The sequence below is a fragment of the Paraburkholderia sp. HC6.4b genome (assembly GCF_014200875.1).
Taxonomy (GTDB): domain Bacteria; phylum Pseudomonadota; class Gammaproteobacteria; order Burkholderiales; family Burkholderiaceae; genus Paraburkholderia; species Paraburkholderia tuberum.
Genome location: NZ_JACHDC010000014.1, coordinates 215216 through 236432, shown reverse-complemented (window position 1 = coordinate 236432; position 21217 = coordinate 215216). Strand labels below are relative to the sequence as shown.

Below are 21217 nucleotides of genomic sequence, written 5' to 3'. Positions count from 1 at the left end.
CGCGTGCCCGGTTAGCCACCCGGTGCGTGGCGCTGCGCGCGCGATTACTCGTGCGCGTCGCCGATGATCTCCTCGATCCGCTGCTTTATCTCCGGTGTGATGCGCTTGGCCACCTCGGCGGACTGCATGTTTTCGCCGATCTGTTCGACCCGCGAGGCGCCCGTGATCACCGTGCTGACATTCGGATTCTTCAGAATCCACGCGATCGCGAGCTGACCGACCGTGCAGCCGAGCTCGTCGGCGACCGCGCCGAGCTGGCCGACCACGTTGTTCCGGGTCGGGTCCGTGAGCTGCTGGCGCAGCCAGTCATAGCCCTGCAACTGCGCGCGACTGTCGGCTGGCACGCCGTCACGATATTTGCCGGTGAGCAGACCCGATGCGAGTGGGCTCCACGTGGTCAGGCCGAGGCCGATGTCCTCGTAGAGCCGTTTGTATTCCTGCTCGACGCGTTTGCGGTGAAACAGGTTGTATTGCGGCTGCTCCATGACCGGCTTGTGCAGATGATGCCGCTCGGCGATTTCATAGGCGGCGCGAATCTCGTCGGCGCTCCATTCCGAGGTGCCCCAGTACAGCGCCTTGCCGCGCGCGATCATGTCGCTCATTGCCCACACCGTTTCCTCGACCGGCGTGTTCGGGTCCGGACGATGACAGAACACGAGATCCACATAGTCGAGCTGCAGGCGCTTCAGCGACGCGTCGATCGCGTTCATCAGGTACTTGCGGTTCAGCGTGTGGTACTGGTTCGGCGCTTCGTTGAGTCCCCAGAAGAATTTCGTCGACACGACGTAGCTCACGCGCGGCCACGCGAGCTCCTTCAACGCATGGCCCATGATCTCCTCGGATTTGCCGCCCGCGTAGACTTCGGCGTTGTCGAAGAAATTGACGCCCGCGTCGCGCGCAGCGGCAAGCGATTCGCGCGCGGCGCGGTGATCCACCTGGTTGCCGTACGTGACCCATGAGCCGATGGACAACTCGCTCACTTGCAGGCCCGAGCGGCCCAGACGTCGATAATTCATGCATGTCTCCTGGTTGGTGATGCCACGGGAATGGAGCCCGGATTCAGCCCGAAAGCGTCCAGTTTAAAGAGATACGGCTCGATGTGCGTTTTACCTATGTCGTTCACAGGGTTCATGCACAATAGCAAAGTCGGCCGCCGCGCTGCATCCGCCGAACGGTCTATACCGTTTGGCCGACTTCTCGCCGCGCGCGGTCTCGTGGTCTCATTGCTCATCAACTGCATGGAGGTTCTGGATGTCGTCTCTGAACTCGAATCTGAACGGCAAAGTTGCCGTCGTCACTGGTGCCGCGAGCGGCATCGGCAAACAGATCGCGTTGACTCTGTCGGCCGCGGGTGCTGTGGTCGCGATCGCCGACCTGAACCAGGACGGCGCGAACGCCGTGGCTGAAGAAATCAGAAAGGGCGGCGGTAAGGCAATCGGCGTGGCAATGGACGTGACGAACGAAGATGCCGTCAACCAGGGGATCGACAAGGTCGCCGAGGAATTCGGTTCGATCGACATTCTCGTTTCCAACGCCGGCATCCAGATCGTCAATCCGATCGAAAACTATTCGTTCTCGGACTGGAAGAAGATGCAGGCCATTCACGTGGACGGCGCGTTCCTGACCACCAAGGCCGCGCTCAAGCACATGTACAAGGACAATCGCGGCGGCGTCGTGATTTACATGGGCTCGGTCCACTCGCATCTCGCCTCGCCGCTGAAGTCGGCGTACGTGACCGCGAAGCACGCTCTGCTGGGCCTGTCGCGCGTGCTTGCCAAGGAGGGCGCTGCGCATAACGTGCGTTCGCACGTCGTGTGTCCGGGCTTCGTGCGCACGCCGCTCGTCGACAAGCAGATTCCCGAGCAGGCGAAAGAATTCGGCATCAGCGAAGAGGAAGTGATCAAGCGCGTGATGCTGGGCGGTACCGTCGACGGTATCTTCACGACGGTCGAAGACGTCGCGCAGACCGTGCTGTTCCTGTCGACATTCCCGAGCGCGGCGCTGACCGGCCAGTCGTTCGTCGTGAGCCACGGCTGGTACATGCACTAAGGGGCGGCCCATGGCGCAACGCAATCTGAAGCGGGCACGGGTGGGCGTGTCGGGCGACGGGGAGGGCGCGGGGCCGTCGGTCGCCGCCCGCCCGCTCCGGCATCTCCGGTTGCCCAACTACGAAACCGTCGCGCTGATGCTGCAAGGCGGCGGCGCGCTCGGCGCCTATCAGGCCGGCGTCTTTCAGGGACTTTACGAAGCCGGCATCGAACCGAACTGGATCGCGGGCATCTCGATCGGTGCACTGAATACGGCGATCATTGCGGGCAATCCACCGGAACGACGCGTCGAGCGTCTGCTGCAATTCTGGGAGACGATCTGCCAGCCGGCGTTCGGGGCGCCCTTGCCGGCTCCGATCGAACACCTGCTGTTCAATTCGAGCGAAGCGGTGCGCAAGGCATTTACGGCAGCGCAGGCAATGAGCGCGATCGTCGAAGGGCAAAAGGGCTTTTTCGTGCCGCGTTTCCCACCGCCGTTGCCCACGGTGTCCGGTCCGCCGCAATTGGCGAGCTACTACGACACCACGCCGCTGAAGGCCACGCTCGAGTCGCTGTGTGATTTCGACCGGATTAATTCCGGCGAAATACGCGTATCGGTGGGCGCGGTGAATTGCGGCACGGGCAATTTCGCGTACTTCGACAATACCCACACCACGCTCAGGCCCGAGCATTTCATAGCGTCTGGCGCGTTGCCGCCGGGCTTCGCGGCCGTCGAGATCGACGGTCAGTTCTACTGGGACGGCGGCCTGATGTCGAATACGCCGCTCTACGAGATGCTCCAGTCCACGCCGCGTCGCGACACGCTCGCGTTTCAGGTCGACCTATGGAGTGCGATCGGGCCGGTGCCGGACAACATCACCGACGTGCAGGGGCGCATGAAAGACATCCAGTATTCGAGCCGTACGCGTCTCGTGACCGACATGCTGCAGCGCTCGCAGCGTTTCCGCCACGTACTGCGCGAGGTGCTGGACCGTGTGCCAGAAGACCAGCGCGACGATCCGTGGTGCAAGCTGGCCGAAGATCTGTCGTGTTCAAAGCGCTACAACGTGATTCACCTGATCTACCGGCACAAGGAATACGAAGGACACTACAAGGACTTTCAATTCGGTCTGTCGACGATGCGCGAGCATTGGCGAAGCGGTCTCGAAGATATTCTCCGTTCTCTCGAGCAGCCCGACTGGCTCGATATGCCGGAAAACGATGCCGGGTTCGTCACGCACGATATTCATCGGGATTCGCGCTGATTCCTCGCGGAGAGCCCCGACGCTGCGCCAACCAAGGCCGAACCGTCAGAAAATAAAAAAACGGCGCCCTTTCAGAAAAGGGCGCCGTCTTTACAGGCGGTGGCAGCGGCGAACCTGCTGCACTTGCACGGCAAACCTCCGCGCTGTGAATCGCCTTACTTCAGCACGTGAGCAATCGCGGTGGCGACGACGTCGAGGTTGCGCGTATTGAGCGCAGCCACGCAGATGCGGCCCGTGCTGACCGCATAGATACCGAACTCTTCGCGCAGACGGTCCACTTGCGGTGCCGTCAGACCCGAGTACGAGAACATGCCGCGCTGTGCGTTCACGAAGCCGAAGTCACGATCAACGCCGCTTGCCTTCAGACGCTCGACGAGACCATTGCGCATCGCGCGGATGCGCTCGCGCATTTCGCCCAGTTCGCTTTCCCACGTCGCGCGCAGTTCCGGCGATGCGAGCACGGCCGCGACTACCGAGCCGCCGTGCGTCGGCGGGTTCGAGTAGTTGGTGCGGATCACGCGTTTCAGTTGCGACAGCACGCGCACCGCTTCTTCCTTGCTCGCGGTGATGATCGACAGTGCGCCGACGCGCTCGCCGTACAGCGAGAACGACTTCGAGAACGACGAAGACACGAACACGTTCAGTTCCTGCGCCGCGAACAGACGCACGGCTGCCGCGTCCGCTTCGATGTTGTCGCCGAAGCCCTGGTAGGCGATATCGAGGAACGGCACGAGGTTGCGCGCCTTGACGACCTCGACGACCTGCTTCCACTGCTCGACGCTCAGGTCGACGCCGGTCGGGTTATGGCAGCACGCGTGCAGCACGACGATCGTGCCCGCCTCATAGCTGTTCAGCGCGCTCAACATGCCGTCGAAGTTCACGCCGTGCGTCTGCGCGTCATAGTACGGATACGATTCGACGACGAAGCCCGCGCCTTCGAACAGCGCGCGGTGATTTTCCCAGCTCGGATCGCTGATCGCGACCTTGCTATTCGGATTCACGCGCTTCAGGAAGTCCGCGCCGATCTTCAGCGCGCCCGTGCCGCCCAGCGCCTGCGCCGTGACGACGCGGCCGGCCGCGATCAGCGGCGAGTCGTTGCCGAGCAGCAGCTTTTGCACGGCGGCATCGTAAGCGGCGATACCTTCGATCGGCAGATAGCCACGCGGCAGCGCGGCTTCGACGCGAGCCTTTTCCGCCTCGCGCACGGCGCGCAGCAGCGGAATCTTGCCTTCTTCATTGAAGTACACGCCAACGCCGAGGTTGACCTTGGTGGCGCGCGTATCGGCGTTGAAAGCTTCGTTCAGGCCCAGAATCGGGTCGCGGGGAGCAAGTTCGACGGCGGAGAACAGAGACATGATGGGTGGGCAGCAGTAGTGAAAAGAGGGCGGCTTCGCGCGCGAGCGGCTCCATCTGGGGCGTCGGCGGCGTTTCGCGGGTGGGCGTGAGTTCGACGAAACGCGAAAATCGGGGACGGCCTATGGACAGCGGCGAGCGAGCGCAACTTCGCATTGTAACGAATCCGGGCGCTTTTTTCGGACGACCAGACGGGCAAAAGGCGATTATTTGCTTGAAAAACAGGCACTGGAGAGCCATGTGGCAGTAAGGAATTCGAGCGGGCGTGGCGATGTCGACGGCGCGAACAGGCCGAGGTGCGCTGTCCATTGGCGCTGACTGCGCCACGATGACGCGTGGCGTGGAGGACACAGCCCGGCATGGGAGTTCGCGGTAAACCCCGTCAGGGCACGCAAGTCCGCAAAGGGCCATAACACACCGGCGCCCAGGGCCGCCCTACGTAAGCCCGCTCGATCTTCGCTTTCCGCAACCCGTTAGAATGATTCTTTGCCCAAGGCCCGGTGCCGCCCCTCATGTCCGAACACCATCTGACTGAAGCCGACGATACGCTCGACGAATCAAAATTCATCGCGTTCGAAGGTTCACCGTTCAAGCTCTACCAGCCGTATCCGCCCGCCGGCGACCAGCCCACGGCCATCGACACGCTCGTCGAAGGCGTCGGCGACGGTCTCGCGTTCCAGACGCTGCTCGGCGTGACCGGCTCCGGCAAGACTTTCACGATGGCCAACACGATCGCGCGGCTCGGCCGCCCGGCGATCGTGTTCGCGCCGAACAAGACGCTCGCCGCGCAGCTGTATTCGGAGTTCCGCGAGTTCTTTCCGCGCAACGCGGTCGAGTACTTCGTTTCGTACTACGACTACTACCAGCCGGAAGCGTATGTGCCGCAGCGCGATCTGTTCATCGAGAAAGACTCGTCGATCAACGAGCATATCGAGCAGATGCGGCTGTCGGCGACCAAGAGCCTGATGGAGCGGCGCGACGTGGTGATCGTCGCGACGGTGTCGGCGATTTACGGTATCGGCAATCCGTCCGAATACCACAAGATGATCCTGACGCTGCGCACCGGCGACCGGCTCGGCCAGCGCGACGTCATCGCGCGGCTGATCGCGATGCAGTACAGCCGCAACGAAGCCGACTTCCAGCGCGGCTCGTTCCGCGTGCGCGGCGACACGATCGATATCTTCCCGGCCGAGCACGCCGAGATGGCGGTGCGCGTCGAGCTGTTCGACGACGAAATCGAAACACTGCAGCTATTCGATCCGCTCACCGGCCGCGTGCGACAGAAAATTCCGCGCTTTACCGTGTATCCGTCGTCGCACTACGTGACGCCGCGCGATACCGTGCTGCGCGCCGTCGAAACGATCAAGGCCGAGCTGCGCGAGCGCCTCGAATTCTTCTATAGCCAAGGCAAGCTCGTCGAGGCGCAGCGCCTCGAGCAGCGCACCCGTTTTGACCTCGAAATGCTGCAGGAGCTCGGTTTCTGCAAGGGCATCGAGAACTATTCGCGGCACTTCTCGGGCGCGGCGCCGGGCGAGCCGCCGCCGACGCTCGTCGATTACCTGCCGCCCGACGCGATCATGATGCTCGACGAATCGCACGTGCTGATTGGCCAGCTGAACGGCATGTACAACGGCGACCGCGCGCGCAAGGAAAACCTCGTCGACTACGGCTTCCGGCTGCCGTCGGCGCTCGACAACCGGCCGCTCAAGTTCAACGAGTTCGAGCGCAAGATGCGCCAGGTCGTGTTCGTGTCGGCGACGCCCGCCGATTACGAGAAGAGGACCGCGGGGCAGGTCGCCGAACAGCTTGTGCGTCCGACCGGCCTCGTCGACCCTGAAATCGAGGTGCGGCCGGCGCGCAGCCAGGTCGACGACGTGCTTGGCGAGATCAACGAGCGCATCAAGGCCGGCGACCGCGTGCTGGTCACGACGCTGACCAAGCGGATGGCCGAGCAGCTCACCGAGTTCCTGGCCGACCACGGCATCAAGGTGCGCTATCTGCACAGCGACATCGACACGGTCGAGCGCGTCGAGATCATCCGCGATCTGCGTCTCGGCGCGTTCGACGTGCTGGTCGGGATCAACCTGCTGCGCGAGGGGCTCGATATTCCCGAGGTGTCGCTCGTCGCGATTCTCGACGCGGACAAGGAAGGCTTCCTGCGCGCCGAGCGTTCGCTGATCCAGACCATCGGCCGGGCGGCGCGTAACGTGAACGGCAAGGCGATTCTGTACGGAGACAACATCACGGATTCGATGCGTCGCGCGATCGACGAAACCGAGCGGCGCCGTACGAAGCAGATCGCGTTCAACGCCGCGCACGGCATTACGCCGCGCGGCGTCGTGAAACGGATTCGCGACATCATCGATGGCGTGTACAACATCGACGAAGCGCGTGCCGAGTTGAAGGAGCAGCAGACTCGCGCGAAGTTCGAGGACATGTCCGAGAAGCAGCTCGCCAAGGAGCTCAAGCGCCTCGAAAAGCAGATGATGGAGCACGCGAAGAATCTCGAATTCGAGAAGGCCGCGCAGACCCGCGACCAGCTAGCGCTGCTGCGTCAGCGCGTGTTCGGCGCGAACGTCGGCGACCACGTGTCGGGCGTCGAATAGCTAGCGTCCCTCCACCGCTTTTGTCCACCACGAAAGGGCGCGGCCATTCGCCGCGCCTGTTCACATCGGCCGGCGCTTTAGCTCCCGCTGCAGCCGTCGGCGCAGCCAACTTGGCCGTGACGAATTCCGTCCCTGTTTCCCCGCCGCACGAAGGTTTCTTAAGCGAGCCTTAAGACCCTGCTGACATCAGGCAGAGTGTGCTGACAGGTTTGTTCTCGTCAACGATCGATGATAAACTCGCCCCAATATTGAGAATGGTTCGCATTTAAATTTACATCTGACTTGCGGCCGCAGTGTTTCAATGAAATCGATTCCAGTCTGATAGAAACAAGGAGCTTCAATGCGGATTTCTTCCTTTGTGCGCGGTGGCGCGGCAGCGGTAGCTGCTGTCGCGGCGCTGTCGGCCTCGGCCGCCGAATATCCGATCGGCAAACAGCAGATCCAGGGCGGCATGGAAATCGGCGCGGTCTACCTGCAGCCGGTCACGATGGAACCCGAAGGCATGATGCGCAAGGCGTCGGATTCGGACATTCACCTCGAGTCCGACATCCACGCGGTCAAGAACAATCCGACCGGTTTCGCCGAAGGCGACTGGATGCCGTATCTGCAGGTGCACTACGAACTGACGAAGGCCGGCTCGAACCAGCCGTTGAAGGGCGACCTGATGCCGATGGTCGCGAACGATGGTCCGCACTACGGCGACAACGTCAAGCTGCAAGGCCCGGGCAAGTATCACCTGAAGCTGATCGTCGAACCGCCGATGCAAATGGGCCACATGGCGTTCGGCCGTCACGTCGACAAGGAAACCGGCGTGGGTCCGTGGTTCAAGCCAATCACGCTCGAATACGACTTCACCTTCGCTGGCATCGGCAAGAAGGGCGGTTACTGATCGGCGCGCGGTGCCAACGCGGTCGCTCAACGTATCAGTGAATGCAGCAGACGGCGCGCGGACAGTCGGAGTCATATCTGGCATTGGCGCGTCGCGTTTTCCGGAAAGGGCAATGAGAATCAACCGAAAGATCGCGATGCTTGCCGCCGCGTTTTGCCTGGCGGCCACGGCTCATGCAGCCGACCTGCCGACCTTCAAGCTCGAAATGAACGACGGCAAACTGAACCCGGCCCGCATCGAAGTGCCGGCAGGCCAGCGTATCAAGATCGAAGTACGCAACACCGGCAAGGGCGCGGCCGAATTCGAAAGCGTGCAGTTGCGTAAAGAGAAGGTTCTGGCGCCGGGCGCCGATTCGTTCGTCGTGATCGCTCCGCTGGAGCCGGGCGAATACAAGTTTTTCGACGACTTTCACCAGCAGGCGCAGGGCGTGATCGTCGCGAAGTAAGCAGTGGTCTCGATCGAATGCGAACGCGAACTCGCCACGGCAAGCGGGCGCTGTCGGTCGCGCGAGGCAACGGAAGCGGGCAGTAGAAGGATCGAAGGGAGAGCTTGAATGGGTCAGATTCTGTTCGTCGTGTGGCGGGAGAGCGTCGAGGCGCTGCTGGTCGTCGGCATCCTGTACGCGTGGTTGAAAAATGGCGACGACGACGCCCGCCGCGGCTTGCCGTACCTGTGGGGCGGCGTGGCGGCCGGCGTGATCGCGGCGGTGGCGCTCGGCGCGGCGCTGGTCGGCTTCACCGAGGTGCTCTCCGGTGACGCGCAGGATTACTTCCAGACCGCGATGGTGCTCATCGCCTGCGTGCTGATCGTGCAGATGGTGCTGTGGATGAAGCAGCACGGCCGCACGCTGAAGCGCGACATGGAACAGTCGCTGCAAAAGAGCCAGCGCGATTCGAACTGGTGGGGCGTGGCGCTGCTGGTCGCACTGGCGATCGCGCGCGAAGGCAGCGAAACCGTGATCTTCCTGTACGGCCTCGGCTTTGGCCAGTCGGGTCATGTCGGCGGCAGTCAGATGCTCGCTGTCGTGATCGGTCTCGCGCTTGCGTTCCTGACCTTCTACGTGTTGCAGCTCGGCGGCAAGATCATCTCATGGCGGCTCTTTTTTCGCGTCACCGAAATCATGCTGCTGTTCCTCGGCGCGGGGCTGTTCCAGACCGGCGTCGACAAGCTGATCGACAAGGAAATCCTGCCGACGCTCGTCGACCAGCTGTGGAATTCGTCGGCGATTCTCGATGACTCGAGCACCTTCGGTTCGCTCGTCGCGACGCTGACCGGCTACCGCGCGCATCCGGCGCTGATGAATCTGCTCGCCTATGCCGTGTATTGGGCGGTCGTTTATCTGCTCGTGCGCCGCGCCAGTCGCAAGCCCGCGCAGCAGACGGTAGGGCGCGCGGCATGAGCGCCGTGATGGCTTCCCGGCCGGGCCGCCTCGCGGCGGCCGGCCAGTGGATGCAGCGCCACGGCGCGGTGATTCGCGGCATCCAGTGGGTCGTGGTCGCGGTGTATGTGTTCCTGATCGTCGTGCCCGCGCTGATGCCGCTGCCGGACGACACCGCGCATCTGTGGAACAACCTGACGCTCGCCGCGCAGTTCGTGTTCTGGGGCATCTGGTGGCCGTTCGTGTTGCTGTCGATGGTGATGCTCGGCCGCGTCTGGTGCGGCGTGCTGTGTCCGGAGGGCGCGCTCGCCGAATTCGCGAGCAAATTCGGCCGCGGCCGCGCGATTCCGCATTGGATGCGCTGGGGCGGCTGGCCGTTCGTCGCGTTCGGCATCACGACGATCTACGGGCAGATGGTGAGCGTCTACCAGTATCCGAAAGCGGTGTTGCTGGTGCTCGGCGGCTCGACCTTCGCGGCAATCGTGATCGGTCTGCTATACGGACGCGAGAAGCGCGTCTGGTGCAAATACCTGTGCCCGGTCAACGGGGTTTTTTCGCTTCTGTCACGGCTCGCGCCGTTTCACTACAAGGTCGACGAAGACGCGTGGCGCCGCTCGTATAAGAACGGCGAGCATGGGCATCGCGTGATTCCGATCAACTGCGCGCCGCTCGTGCCGTTGCGCAACATGAAAGGCGCGGCGGACTGCCATATGTGCGGCCGCTGCAGCGGACACCGCGATGCGATCGCGCTGACGTGGCGCAAGCCGTCGACCGAAGTCGCGCAGTTGGGCGACAAGAACGCGAACCCGTGGGACACCGCGCTGATCCTGTACGGCCTGCTCGGCATCGCGATCGGCGCGTTCCACTGGACCGCGTCGCGCTGGTTCATCGACCTGAAGATGTTCGCCGCGACGTGGCTCGTCGATCGCGACATCACGTGGCCGCTCGACACCAACGCGCCGTGGTTCCTGTTCACGCATTACCCCGACCAGAACGACGTGTTCTCGTGGCTCGACGGCTCGCTGCTGATCGGCTACATCCTGTCGACGGCGCTTGTCTACGGCACCGTGCTGCTGCTGTTGCTGACGGGCGCGACGCGCATGCTCGGGCGCTTCGACGCAACGCGTCTGCATCACTTGACGCAGGGGCTGATTCCGATCGCGGGCGCGGGCGTATTCCTTGGTTTGTCGGCGACGACGCTGTCGCTGCTGCGCGCCGAGCACGTGTCGCTGTGGTGGGCGTCGGATCTGCGCATCGCAATTCTCGTGATTGCGAGCGCGTGGAGCGCATGGCTCGCGTGGCTCGTCACGCGCCGCTACAGCGAGCGCTTCGTGCAACGCGCGCTGGCGATGCTGTGGTTCGTCGCGGCGCTGGCGGTCGTCAATAGCGCGTGGTGGCTGATGTTCTGGGGCTGGGCCTCGAAGTAAGTCTTTAGCCTGTGTCCGGTGCGAACGCAGGCGCAAGCGCAAACGAAAAGCCGTGGGATGGTCACATCCCACGGCTTTATCATTTTCAGCGATGTACGCCGTTGCGCGCATCGGCTTTCGAGCGAGAACCAAAAAAGCGGCCTGGCTTGCTGCGACGGCTGGCTTGGTGTCTGCACGAAGGGGTCTAGTTCTCGCGTGCAAACCGTCGTGGCTGGCTAATGCCTAACACCTCTCTGGGAGGTGGTCCCCACAATACCCGGTACTTACCTCGTGTTGCCTTGCTACTTCGTCAGGATCAGCTTGCCGAGGCGCGTCGCACGCAGTTGATACGTGTCGCCGTTGTGCACGATGCTGATGTGACTATGGCCTTGCAGCAGCGCGTCGCTGCGCACGACCCGTTCCGACGTCTCGCTCTGGCCGGCGGTGCGTTGCGCGCCGGGTTTCGCCGCGGGCACGGCCGTCGTCGACGATTTCGGGCGGCTGGTTAGCGCGGCCGCCGAGCGGCGCAGGCTGAGCGTGGAGGAGCGAGTCATATCGGTCATTCGTTTTAGCTTGTTCGTCGATTCGATGTGATCATTCTAAATGATAACCATTCCTATTTACAAGATCGAGAAATTGATCGGATCCGACTTTTTGATAGCTGGATGAAAGTGCGTCTAGATGGCGATTCTGGAAGCCATTCTGACATGGCCCCGCGAAAGCGCGGGCAGGGCGCCCGCGCGGTATGTCAGTGCAACGGTCCCGGTTCCTGCCCGGCCGCGACGTACTGGCGGATCAGCCGCACCGTATCGATATCGTTCTCGCGATACGCGGACTTGACGATCTCCTGCGTCTGCACGGCGTCCTGGTCGGTCGAGACGGGCAGCGTGGTCGCGTACTCGAAGCGTAGGAACAACTGCAGCTCATCGGGCTGCTCGATCGTCATCGTCAGTGAGCCGCCGACGTGCTCGGCGGTCGGCAGGATGTCGTAGCGCACGCTTTCGCTTTCCTGCAGCGTGACGCGATCGCGCACGGTGGCCTGGCCGTAGTGCAACTCACGCTCGAGCACATTGCCGTCGCGCGACAGGATCGTGCAGCTGTCGAGACCGATCACGAACAGTTGCGGCTGCTCGGCGCGCAGCACGAGCCCTTCCCACAGCTGCTCGCGGGTCATCGATTCGACGAAGGGATTCAACGGATCGTTGATCTGAATAAGGTGTTCGAAATTCAAGACGACTGCGTCCTATGAAAATATTGCAATACCCGTGACCCGAACGGACGGCGTCCGACCGTCCTATGCGCGTTTGCTGCGACTGTTAAGCGACCGCGAGCGCGGAGCGGATCGAGATCGTGTGCGTGAGGATCTTGTGCACCGGGCACGCATTGGCAATTTGCAAAAGCCGTTCCCGCTGCTCGCCGGAGAGTTCGCCATCGAGCATGATCTGACGGTCGATCGTCGAGCCTGCGTCGCCGGTTTCCATCGACAGTTTGACGCGTACGCCCGCGAGCGGCCAGCCTTTGCGCTGCGCGTACATCTTTAGCGTGATCGACGTACAAGCGCCGAGGCTCGACAGCAGCAGCGAGACCGGCGTCGGGCCGCGGTCGCCGCCGCCTAGCGATTCGGGTTCGTCGGCAAGCCAGGTGTGCTTGCCGTCATCGAATACGACCTGGAAATTCGTCGAACCGATGTGGGCGGTGACGGTGGGCTCTGCCATGCGCGGCTCCTCTGCTAGGGATCTAATAGCGTCGCGCGCCGCGGACTGTCGAAATCAACGCGGGCCGCGCGACATGAGCCGATATTGTGAACGAATTTAGCGGCGTTCGCGGCCCGTGGCGGATGATTTGGCGGCGCGCGTGGCTGGTGGCAAGCTTCGCCTCGCGCCGACAGGCGTGACAAACGCGCGGCACGCGCTCGCCTGTCAGTGCGTGATCGCGCCCATCCGCCCGGCCTGATAGTCGATCACCGCCTGACGAATCTCGTCTTCGGTATTCATCACGAACGGGCCATAGCGCACCACCGGCTCCTTCAGCGGCACACCGCCGAGCAGCAGTACTTCGAGTGGTTCGTCGCCGGCCGTGATGGTCACCGCGTCGCCGTCGTTGGCGAACACCACCATCGTGCGCGCGTCGATGTCCGCGCGCGCGTCGCCTTCGCCATACACGCCCTTGCCGGACAGCCCATACGCGAACACGCGATAGTCGGCCGGTACCGGCTGGCGGATCGTCGCGCCCGGCTGCAACGAGAAATGCTGATACAGGATCGGCGTGCGCGTTTCGATCGCGGCCTTGACGCCGAGCGCTTCGCCCGCGATGACCTTCACGCGCACCTGGCCGTCTTCGGACGTCGCGGCCGGAATGCGTGTCGACGGAATTTCCTGGTAGCGCGGCGCGATCATCTTGTCGCGACGCGGCAGGTTCACCCATAGCTGCAGGCCGTGCACGCGACCGCCGGTGCGCGTGAATTCCGGGTCCGGCATTTCGCTATGCACGACGCCCGCGCCCGCGGTCATCCATTGCACGTCACCGGCGTGCAGCGTGCCGGAATGGCCCGCCGAATCCTTGTGGCCGAACTGGCCCTCGAGCACATAGGTGACCGTCTCGAAGCCGCGATGCGGATGATCGGGCGCGCCGATCGCCTCGCCTGGCGCATAGTCGACCGGCCCCATTTCGTCGAGCAGCAGGAACGGATCGAAGTCCATCAGCAGACGCGTCGGAAACGGTCGATGAACGATAAACCCGCCGCCCTCCACTGTGCGAACCGACGGGAACGTGCGTTCGATCGTGCGTGACGTAGTCATCAATATCACCTCGAAAAATGGGAATAGCGCGATTTCTGAAACATGGGGCTATTATAGGGACCGTTTTTGGCGGTGCCAGACGTCCCTCAGCAATGGATTGTTCTATTCATGGAACGATGAGATGAAGATCGATTCACACAATCTGAACGACCTCATGTACTTTTCGCAGGTCGTCGAACATGGCGGATTTTCGGCCGCCGAGCGGGTGCTGGGCATTTCGAAGTCGCGCCTGTCGCGTCGGCTCACGGAGCTGGAAGCGTCGCTCGGCGTGCGCCTGTTGCAGCGTTCCACTCGCAAGCTCGCACTGACCGAAGCGGGGCAGCTGTTCTACCAGCACTGTCAGGCGATGCTCAGCGAAGCGCAGGCGGCGGTCAATGTCGTGCAGCAGCTGCGCTCGTCGCCGCGCGGCACGGTGCGCGTCAGCGTGCCGGTTACGATCTCGCAGACGATTCTGTCGACGATCCTGCCGGAATTCATGCACCGCTTTCCGGAGGTGCGCGTCGTGATGCGCGTGACGAATCGCGTGGTCGATCTGTTCGAGGATTCGATCGACGTCGCACTGCGCGTGCGTTCGGATCCGCCGGAAAACGCGAACATCGTCGTGCGGCCGCTGTGGCGCACCGAGCAGATGCTGGTCGGCGCGCCGAGCCTGCTGCAGCAGAATGCGCCGCCGCTGACGCCGGGCGACCTGAACCGCTTCGAAACACTCGACGTGCCGACGAGCGACGGCCGCCACGTGTACAACCTGATCTCGCCCGACGGCACGCGCCATGCTCACGAACACGAGCCGCGCCTCGTGACCGCCGATCTGATGACGATTCGCGAGGCGGTGCTCGCCGGCGTCGGCATCGCCGCATTGCCGGAGATGATGTATGGAGCCGCGTTGAGAGCGGGGCAACTGTCGCCCGTGATGCCGGGCTGGAGTTTTCCGACGCCGCAGTTGTACGCGGTGTTCGTGTCGCGTCAGGGGATGGTGCCGGCCGTGCGCGCGTTCGTCGATTATCTTGTCGAGATGCTCGATCCGGATGAGGGCAAGCACATCATCGGCGAGTGTCCTGAGCGCGCCGAAAAAGCGGCGGCGCAGGCATCGGTGGCGAGGGCGTCCTCCGCTGCGTCGGCGGCGGTTTCATGAGGCTCTGTGGCAACTTGAGGGGGCACGGTGCGCCGCGGGTCGCTAGCGCGCTTCGGAAATCGTTTTTAGCATTTAAGCGCGGCCTGTCATGATTACTTTCAATGGTCGTTTGCTTGAATGCGCGCGCACACAGGCATATAGTGAAATCCCTTTCGCTAAGGAGTGTCCTATGCGAAAACTCATGGCCGCTATCATAGCGGGCCTGATAGGGCTGACCGCGTTGTCCGTGTCGACCACGGCCCTCGCATGCGGTGATAAAAGCTATCAGTCTTCGGCCGATGGCAAATGATCCCGCCGCCCGAAGGCGCCGAGTGCGCACAAAAAAAGGCCTTCATCCGACGATGAAGGCCTTTTACTTTTTGGCCCTGTTTAAAAGGGTTTTCCCGTAGACGAGCGCGCTGCTCCGCTTGCCGCTCCGCGTGCCACGTTACCGTTTACTTCGCTTTGGGCTGCGTGACGAAACCGATCTTCGTCAGTCCGCCAGCCTGCGCGGCCGACATCACCTGAGCGACCTTCTCGTACGGCACCTTGCGGTCCGCATCGAGATGCAACTCCGGCTGCGGGCTCGCCTGCGCGGCCGCGGCGATCTTCGCGGCGAGCGCCGCATCGTCGACCTTGGTGCTGTCCCACAGCACGTTGCCGTCCGCGTCGATCGACACCGTCACGTGCGCGGGCTTCGTGTCTTCCCTCTGACTGCTCGCGTGCGGCAGATCGATCTTGACCGCGTGACGGATCACCGGAATCGTCACCATGAAGACGATCAGCAGAACCAGCATCACGTCGACGAGCGGCGTCATGTTGATCTCGTTCATCAGGCCGTCGTCATCGTCTCCGGCGAAAGGGCTCATTGCCATTGGGATGCCTCGTCGATCAGTTGGCGCGGGTTGCGAGACGCAGGCCGTCGCCGCGCTTGGTCGACGACAGACGGGCACCCGTTACGAAGAACGCATGCAGCCCGTGCGCGAAGCGGCTCAATTTCGCGACGATCGCCTTGTTGGCGCGCGTCAGCGCGTTGTAGCCGAGCACGGCCGGAATCGCGACGAACAGACCAAACGCGGTCATGATCAGCGCTTCGCCGACCGGGCCGGCGACCTGGTCAATCGACGACTGGCCGCTCGCGCCGATCGCGAGCAGCGCGTGATAGATGCCCCACACGGTCCCGAACAGGCCGACGAACGGCGCGGTGCTGCCGATCGACGCAAGAATCGCGAGACCGCTCTGCATGCGCGCGACGCTTTCGTCCATCGTGTCTTTCAGGCAGCGCGTGATCCAGTCGGACACGTCCATGCGGTCGTGCAGATGCGGCTGCGTCTGGTGATGATGGTCGGCCGCTTCCTGGCCCGACAGCGCGAGCGCGAGGAACGGGTTGTCATGCGGCGTCGAGGCGCCGCCGCCGAGCTTCTTCACGCCGTCGGCGAGGTCGTCCGAATGCCAGAACGCCTGCTCGGCGTTCTTCGTCAGGCGCTTCAGGCGCATCACGTTCCAGCCTTTGACGACGATCACGCTCCACGACATCACCGACATGATCAATAGCGCGAGCGCGATACCGCGCGTCACGAAATCCCCTTGCGCCCACACGTGTGCCAATCCGTAGTTTTGCATTGCAATTCCTTGTTTTTGAAATCTTGCTTCAGTCGGTCAGATTGAAGTTGAAAGGCTGGGTGTACGCGGCCCTGACGGGTTCGCCGTTCTCGAGATACGGCTTGCAGGCGCTCGCGCGTACGGCGGCCAAGGCCGCGTCGTCGAGACGGCTAAAGCCGCTGCTTTTCTTCAACTCGATGTTCTCGAGCTTGCCGTTCAGACCGACGACGAAGTGCACGTACGCGGTGCCGGATTCGCCGCGGCGCCGCGATAGAGCCGGGTATTCAGGCTGGGTGATATTGCAATCGAGGTGCGACACGTTTTTCGGCGCGCTGATTTCCATCGTGGGCTTGCCGATCGCGGGCGCTGCCGCGGTGGGCGGTGTCGCCGGCGCGGCGGGCGCGGGCGGCGTCGGATCGGGCGCCGCGACCCGCGTCGGCGATGGCGCAGCGGCCTGTGGCAACGGAGTTGGCGTCGGCTTGGGCGTCGGAGCCGGCTTCGGCTGGGCTTTCGGCGTCGTATGGACGGGCGGCGTTGGCCGGGGCGGCGGCGGAGCGATCGATTGCAGCGCGACCGGCGCGGCGAGCGGCGCGGGCGGCAGCAGTTCGGCGGTCATCACGTGCGATTCGAGCGCGACCGGCACAGGCTCGTGACGCAGCGTCATGATCACGGCGAGCAGAGCGACGTGAACCGCGGCGACTATGGCAGTGGCCGTCAGCGCGCGGGAATTCGGTCGGGTGGACGACGCCAGCGTGGCGCTGGCGGAAACGGGATGCGGAGCCTGCATGGTCAGTGTGGCAGTGCACCGTGCGGGCGGCGCGTCAAACAGGGCATCGTCATGTTCGGAAAATCAGCAGCGAAATGAACAAAGTAGTCACGAAACCAATCAGCAATTCCATCTCGAACTCCTTTCGAAGGGGGAGCGGGGTAGCTGGCTGGTACGAGTACTGGCTTGCTGACGGCGGTGGGATAACGCAGTACGGTGGACAGTACTGCGGTTGTGTTGCAGACGTGCGGCACATTCAACGTCGCATCGGAGCGTTACATAAAGCGTGCGTGAAGCGGAGGGGCTTTAGACGCACCGACACGGCTTGCACCGGGCCCTGCTAGCTGAGCTCAGGCTGCCTTGCGCTCGTAGAACGCGACTTGCACGACCTCGGCGACGCTCTGCACCTGCCGATGCTCGACCACGCCGCAACGGCTCGCGCACACACCGCTTTGCAGCATCACGTCACGCACGGATTCCTCGCATTTGCCGCAGCACGAGGCGACGCCGAGTTCAAACTGCAACTCGTCGAACGAGTCGATGCCGTCCGCAATCGAGGAGCGGATTGTGCGGTCGGATACGGATTTGCAGACACAGACGATCATGGCAGGCGTCATAGCTAACGTTAATGCGAATTATTATCATTTTGTTTGTTTCGTTTGGCAAGCGTCCCGTGCGATTTTTTGTAACAAAACCAGACTCTTAGAATGGATTTCGTCGGCAGGAAGGGCGGGGCGCGCGCCGGTTGCCGGCGCTAGGCGGCGCGAGAATCCGATGCGGCCGTGCGGCCCGACGGTATCGATACCTGCTCGACCGCGGCCTCGATCCGCAGCAGCGTGGCGGCGAGTTGCTGCTGATGGATGCCGTCGTCGGTGGAATAGAAGCGCGGCAGCGGCGTGCCCCCGGCCGACGCGGCGGCGCGCAGGCCGTGCTGCTCGAGCACGCGTTCTAGCTGACGCGCGATCGCCACGCTCGTATCGATCAGCGCGAGCCGCTCGCCGACGATGTCGCGGATCGCCGCGTCGAGAAAGGGGTAATGGGTGCAGCCGAGCACCAGCGTGTCGGCGCCCGCGTCGAGCATCGGTTCCAGGTAGCTGCGCAGCAGTGCGTGCAGCTCGGCCGAGCCGACGTCGCAACGCTCGACCGCCTGCACGAGCCCGTGGCCGGGCTGGCACAGAAAGCGGCAGTCGGCGGCGTAGCGTTCGAGCAGCCCCTGGAAGCGGGCGCTGCGCAGTGTCGCCTGGGTCGCGAGCACGCCGGCGACGCGGCTTTTCGATTGCAGCGCGGCGGGCTTGACACCCGGCTCGACGCCGACGAGTGGAATCGGCAGCTTTTCGCGCACCAGCGCGATCGACTGCGCGGTCGCCGTATTACATGCGACCACGAGCGCCTTCGCGCCTTGTGCGGCGAGCCATTCGCCGATGGCCAGCGTGCGGTCGGTGATGAAGTCGTCGTCGCGCTCGCCGTAGGGCGCGTATAGCGAATCGGCGACATACAGCAACGCCTCGTCAGGCAGTTGCGCGCGCACCGCGCGCAACACGGACAGGCCGCCGAGCCCCGAGTCGAAAATGCCGATCGGCGCCTGCGACGCGGCGCCAGCGGCAACACTGCGGACAGTCGGGGACGGCGAAGGGGCGGGCATAGGCGAAAAAAACGAGCGTGAAGTGGCGGTCGGCGAAAAGGGTGAAACCACGGTGAGGCGCGAACGAGCGCGCAAGTATATCGCCCGTGCGGTACGGTCCGGCGCGAATGCCTGCTGGGCAGGCGTCGTGCCGCTACCGCGCGGGATGCTTCAGCGTGCTTCGATCAGGACTCGACCGAGCCCATCGCGCTTTGCTGGTAGTTCTGGATACCGACCTTGTCGATCAGATCGAGCTGGGTTTCGAGCCAGTCGATGTGCTCTTCGGTGTCGTCGAGAATCTTCGTGAAGATTTCGCGCGAGACGAAATCGCGCACCGATTCGCAGTAGGCAATCGCCTCCTTGCAGGTGCCTTGCGAAATCTGTTCGAGCTTCAGATCGCATTCGAGGATCTCTTTGGTTTCCTCACCGATCAGCAGCTTGTGCAGGTCCTGTAGATTCGGCAGACCGTCGAGCATGAAGATCCGTTCGATCAGCATGTCGGCATGCTTCATTTCGCCGATCGACTCGTCGTACTCGTGCTTGCCGAGCTTGTCGAGGCCCCAGTGGCCGTACATTCGGGCATGCAGGAAGTATTGATTGATCGCGGTCAGTTCGTTCTTCAACTGCGCGTTCAGATATTCGATGACCTTCTTGTCGCCTTGCATGTTATTTCCTTTTTCGGGAACCTTGAATTTCCAACAACAATAAACGCCATGTCCAAAAAAGCCAAGAGATCCGATACAACTGTTGGCGGCGTTGGCGGCCTCGTGCGTGCGGCGCCTTGCGCATGCATGACGCACGGAAAGAAAAAGCCGGGATCGCGGCCCCGGCTTTTCGACTGACCTGAGTAGCGTTAATCGCGACTCATCAAGCCGTGGCGACCGGAATCTTGCCGATCTTGGCTTGCCATTCCTTCGGGCCGGTCTGGTGCACGGAGGTGCCGTTCGAATCGACGGCGACCGTGACCGGCATGTCCTGCACGTCGAACTCGTAGATCGCTTCCATGCCGAGTTCTTCGAACGCGAGCACCTTCGCGCTGCGGATCGCCTTCGACACGAGGTACGCCGCACCGCCGACGGCCATCAGATACGCGGCCTTGTGCTTCTTGATCGCCTCGATCGCGATCGGGCCGCGCTCAGCCTTGCCGATCATCGAAATGAGGCCCGTTTGCGCGAGCATCGTCTCGGTGAATTTGTCCATCCGCGTCGCAGTGGTCGGGCCCGCCGGGCCGACCGCTTCGTCGCGCACCGGATCGACCGGGCCGACGTAGTAGATCACGCGGTTCGTGAAATCGACCGGCAGCTTCTCGCCCTTCGCGAGCATGTCGGCGATGCGCTTGTGCGCGGCGTCGCGGCCCGTCAACATCTTGCCCGACAGCAGCAGTGTCTGGCCCGGCTTCCAGCCCGCCACTTCTTCCGGCGTCAGCGTGTTGAGGTCGACGCGCTTGCTGGTTTCCGTGTTCGGTTCCCAGTGCACCTTCGGCCATGCGTCGAGCGACGGCGCTTCGAGCCTGGCGATGCCCGAACCGTCGAGCGTGAAGTGCGCGTGGCGGGTCGCCGCGCAGTTCGGGATAATCGCGATCGGCTTGGATGCGGCGTGCGTCGGCGCGGCCATGATCTTCACGTCGAGAACAGTGGACAGACCGCCGAGGCCCTGCGCGCCGATACCGAGTGCGTTGACCTTCTCGTGCAGCTCGACGCGCAGTTCTTCGATCCAGTCCTTCGGGCCGCGCGCGATCACGTCCTGAATGTCGATCGGGTCCATCAGCGATTCCTTCGCCATCACCATCGCTTTCTCAGCGGTGCCGCCGATGCCGATGCCGAGCATGCCCGGCGGGCACCAGCCCGCGCCCATCGTCGGCACCGTCTTCAGGATCCAGTCCACGATCGAGTCCGACGGGTTCAGCATCGCGAACTTCGACTTGTTCTCCGAGCCGCCACCCTTGGCCGCGACCTGCACGTCGACGGTGTTACCCGGCACGATCTCGTAGTGGATCACGGCCGGCGTGTTGTCCCTGGTGTTCTTGCGCGCGCCTTCGGGCGGGCTCACGATCGATGCGCGCAGCACGTTGTCCGGATTCAGATAACCGCGGCGCACGCCTTCGTTGATCATGTCGGTGACGCTCATCGTGGCGCCGTCCCAACGCACGTCCATACCGACCTTCACGAACACCGTGACGATGCCGGTGTCCTGGCAGATCGGGCGCTTGCCTTCGGCGCACATGCGGCTGTTGGTCAGGATCTGCGCGATCGCGTCCTTCGCTGCGGGGCTCTGTTCGAGTTCGTACGCGCGGCCGAGCGCTTCGATGTAGTCGAGCGGATGGTAGTAGCTGATGTACTGCAGCGAATCAGCGATGCTCTGAATCAGGTCTTCCTGTTTGATGACGGTCATGGCT

At 63.1% G+C, this 21217-nt stretch carries 21 protein-coding genes; 8 read left to right on the top strand and 13 right to left on the bottom strand.

Going from position 1 to position 21217, the window contains the following annotated elements:
* Positions 1-44: 44 nt before the first annotated feature.
* Entirely contained in the window at positions 45-1016 is a 972-nt protein-coding gene (locus tag HDG34_RS22035; protein WP_184062158.1) for an aldo/keto reductase, read from the bottom strand.
* A gap of 235 nt (positions 1017-1251) precedes the next feature.
* Between HDG34_RS22035 and HDG34_RS22030 the strand changes: the two genes are divergently transcribed.
* Positions 1252-2049: a 3-hydroxybutyrate dehydrogenase gene (locus tag HDG34_RS22030; RefSeq protein WP_184062157.1), complete on the top strand. Its 798-nt coding sequence runs from the start codon at positions 1252-1254 to the stop codon at positions 2047-2049.
* A 10-nt stretch (positions 2050-2059) separates the two neighbouring features.
* Complete coding sequence (locus tag HDG34_RS22025) at positions 2060-3292, top strand: patatin-like phospholipase family protein (RefSeq protein WP_184062156.1); 1233 nt, start codon at positions 2060-2062, stop codon at positions 3290-3292.
* 155 nt (positions 3293-3447) lie between these two features.
* On the opposite strand, the gene HDG34_RS22020 is transcribed toward HDG34_RS22025, so the two are convergent.
* The gene (locus tag HDG34_RS22020; protein WP_184062155.1) at positions 3448-4647 is read right to left on the bottom strand and encodes an amino acid aminotransferase; all 1200 of its coding nucleotides are present in this window, start codon (positions 4645-4647) and stop codon (positions 3448-3450) included.
* A 510-nt stretch (positions 4648-5157) separates the two neighbouring features.
* On the opposite strand from HDG34_RS22020, the gene uvrB reads away from it, so the two are divergent.
* The 5 genes from uvrB (at position 5158) to HDG34_RS21995 (ending at position 10945) form a co-directional block, all read left to right on the top strand.
* Entirely contained in the window at positions 5158-7251 is a 2094-nt protein-coding gene (gene uvrB, locus HDG34_RS22015) for an excinuclease ABC subunit UvrB (RefSeq protein WP_184062154.1), read from the top strand.
* Between the two features lie 340 nt (positions 7252-7591).
* A complete protein-coding gene (locus HDG34_RS22010) occupies positions 7592-8140 on the top strand; it encodes an iron transporter (RefSeq protein WP_184032585.1) in 549 nt (182 codons plus the stop codon).
* A 112-nt stretch (positions 8141-8252) separates the two neighbouring features.
* On the top strand, positions 8253-8585 hold the full coding sequence (locus HDG34_RS22005) for a cupredoxin domain-containing protein (RefSeq protein ID WP_184062153.1): 333 nt from the start codon (positions 8253-8255) through the stop codon (positions 8583-8585).
* A 108-nt stretch (positions 8586-8693) separates the two neighbouring features.
* Entirely contained in the window at positions 8694-9539 is an 846-nt protein-coding gene (locus HDG34_RS22000) for an FTR1 family protein (RefSeq protein ID WP_184062152.1), read from the top strand.
* Positions 9536-10945, top strand: coding sequence for a 4Fe-4S binding protein (locus HDG34_RS21995; RefSeq protein WP_184062151.1), 1410 nt, complete (start codon positions 9536-9538; stop codon positions 10943-10945). The genes HDG34_RS22000 and HDG34_RS21995 overlap by 4 nt, the downstream gene beginning before the upstream one ends.
* A gap of 281 nt (positions 10946-11226) precedes the next feature.
* On the opposite strand, the gene hemP is transcribed toward HDG34_RS21995, so the two are convergent.
* The 4 genes from hemP to HDG34_RS21975 form a co-directional block, all read right to left on the bottom strand.
* The gene (hemP, locus tag HDG34_RS21990) at positions 11227-11487 is read right to left on the bottom strand and encodes a hemin uptake protein HemP (RefSeq protein WP_184062150.1); all 261 of its coding nucleotides are present in this window, start codon (positions 11485-11487) and stop codon (positions 11227-11229) included.
* A 185-nt stretch (positions 11488-11672) separates the two neighbouring features.
* On the bottom strand, positions 11673-12155 hold the full coding sequence (locus HDG34_RS21985; protein WP_090803848.1) for an SRPBCC family protein: 483 nt from the start codon (positions 12153-12155) through the stop codon (positions 11673-11675).
* Positions 12156-12240: 85 nt separating this feature from the next.
* A complete protein-coding gene (locus HDG34_RS21980) occupies positions 12241-12639 on the bottom strand; it encodes an OsmC family protein (protein ID WP_184044399.1) in 399 nt (132 codons plus the stop codon).
* A 204-nt stretch (positions 12640-12843) separates the two neighbouring features.
* Complete coding sequence (locus HDG34_RS21975; protein ID WP_090803851.1) at positions 12844-13722, bottom strand: pirin family protein; 879 nt, start codon at positions 13720-13722, stop codon at positions 12844-12846.
* Between the two features lie 121 nt (positions 13723-13843).
* On the opposite strand from HDG34_RS21975, the gene HDG34_RS21970 reads away from it, so the two are divergent.
* Positions 13844-14854 (top strand): LysR family transcriptional regulator, encoded by a 1011-nt coding sequence (locus tag HDG34_RS21970; RefSeq protein ID WP_184062149.1) that lies wholly within the window; start codon positions 13844-13846, stop codon positions 14852-14854.
* Positions 14855-15288: 434 nt separating this feature from the next.
* Here the strand turns inward: HDG34_RS21970 and HDG34_RS21965 are convergent, their stop codons facing one another.
* From HDG34_RS21965 to HDG34_RS21935, 7 genes are all read right to left on the bottom strand, one after another.
* Positions 15289-15708, bottom strand: a complete 420-nt coding sequence (locus HDG34_RS21965) for a biopolymer transporter ExbD (protein ID WP_184062148.1) — start codon at positions 15706-15708, stop codon at positions 15289-15291.
* A gap of 16 nt (positions 15709-15724) precedes the next feature.
* The gene (locus tag HDG34_RS21960) at positions 15725-16456 is read right to left on the bottom strand and encodes a MotA/TolQ/ExbB proton channel family protein (protein WP_184044393.1); all 732 of its coding nucleotides are present in this window, start codon (positions 16454-16456) and stop codon (positions 15725-15727) included.
* Positions 16457-16484: 28 nt separating this feature from the next.
* Positions 16485-17222, bottom strand: a complete 738-nt coding sequence (locus HDG34_RS21955; protein ID WP_184062147.1) for an energy transducer TonB — start codon at positions 17220-17222, stop codon at positions 16485-16487.
* Between the two features lie 329 nt (positions 17223-17551).
* Positions 17552-17806, bottom strand: a complete 255-nt coding sequence (locus HDG34_RS21950) for a bacterioferritin-associated ferredoxin (RefSeq protein WP_090803857.1) — start codon at positions 17804-17806, stop codon at positions 17552-17554.
* Between the two features lie 149 nt (positions 17807-17955).
* Positions 17956-18843, bottom strand: a complete 888-nt coding sequence (murI, locus tag HDG34_RS21945) for a glutamate racemase (protein ID WP_184062146.1) — start codon at positions 18841-18843, stop codon at positions 17956-17958.
* Positions 18844-19007: 164 nt separating this feature from the next.
* Entirely contained in the window at positions 19008-19487 is a 480-nt protein-coding gene (gene bfr, locus HDG34_RS21940; protein ID WP_184062145.1) for a bacterioferritin, read from the bottom strand.
* A 202-nt stretch (positions 19488-19689) separates the two neighbouring features.
* Positions 19690-21213, bottom strand: coding sequence for a fumarate hydratase (locus tag HDG34_RS21935; RefSeq protein ID WP_184062144.1), 1524 nt, complete (start codon positions 21211-21213; stop codon positions 19690-19692).
* Between the last annotated feature and the right edge of the window lie 4 nt (positions 21214-21217).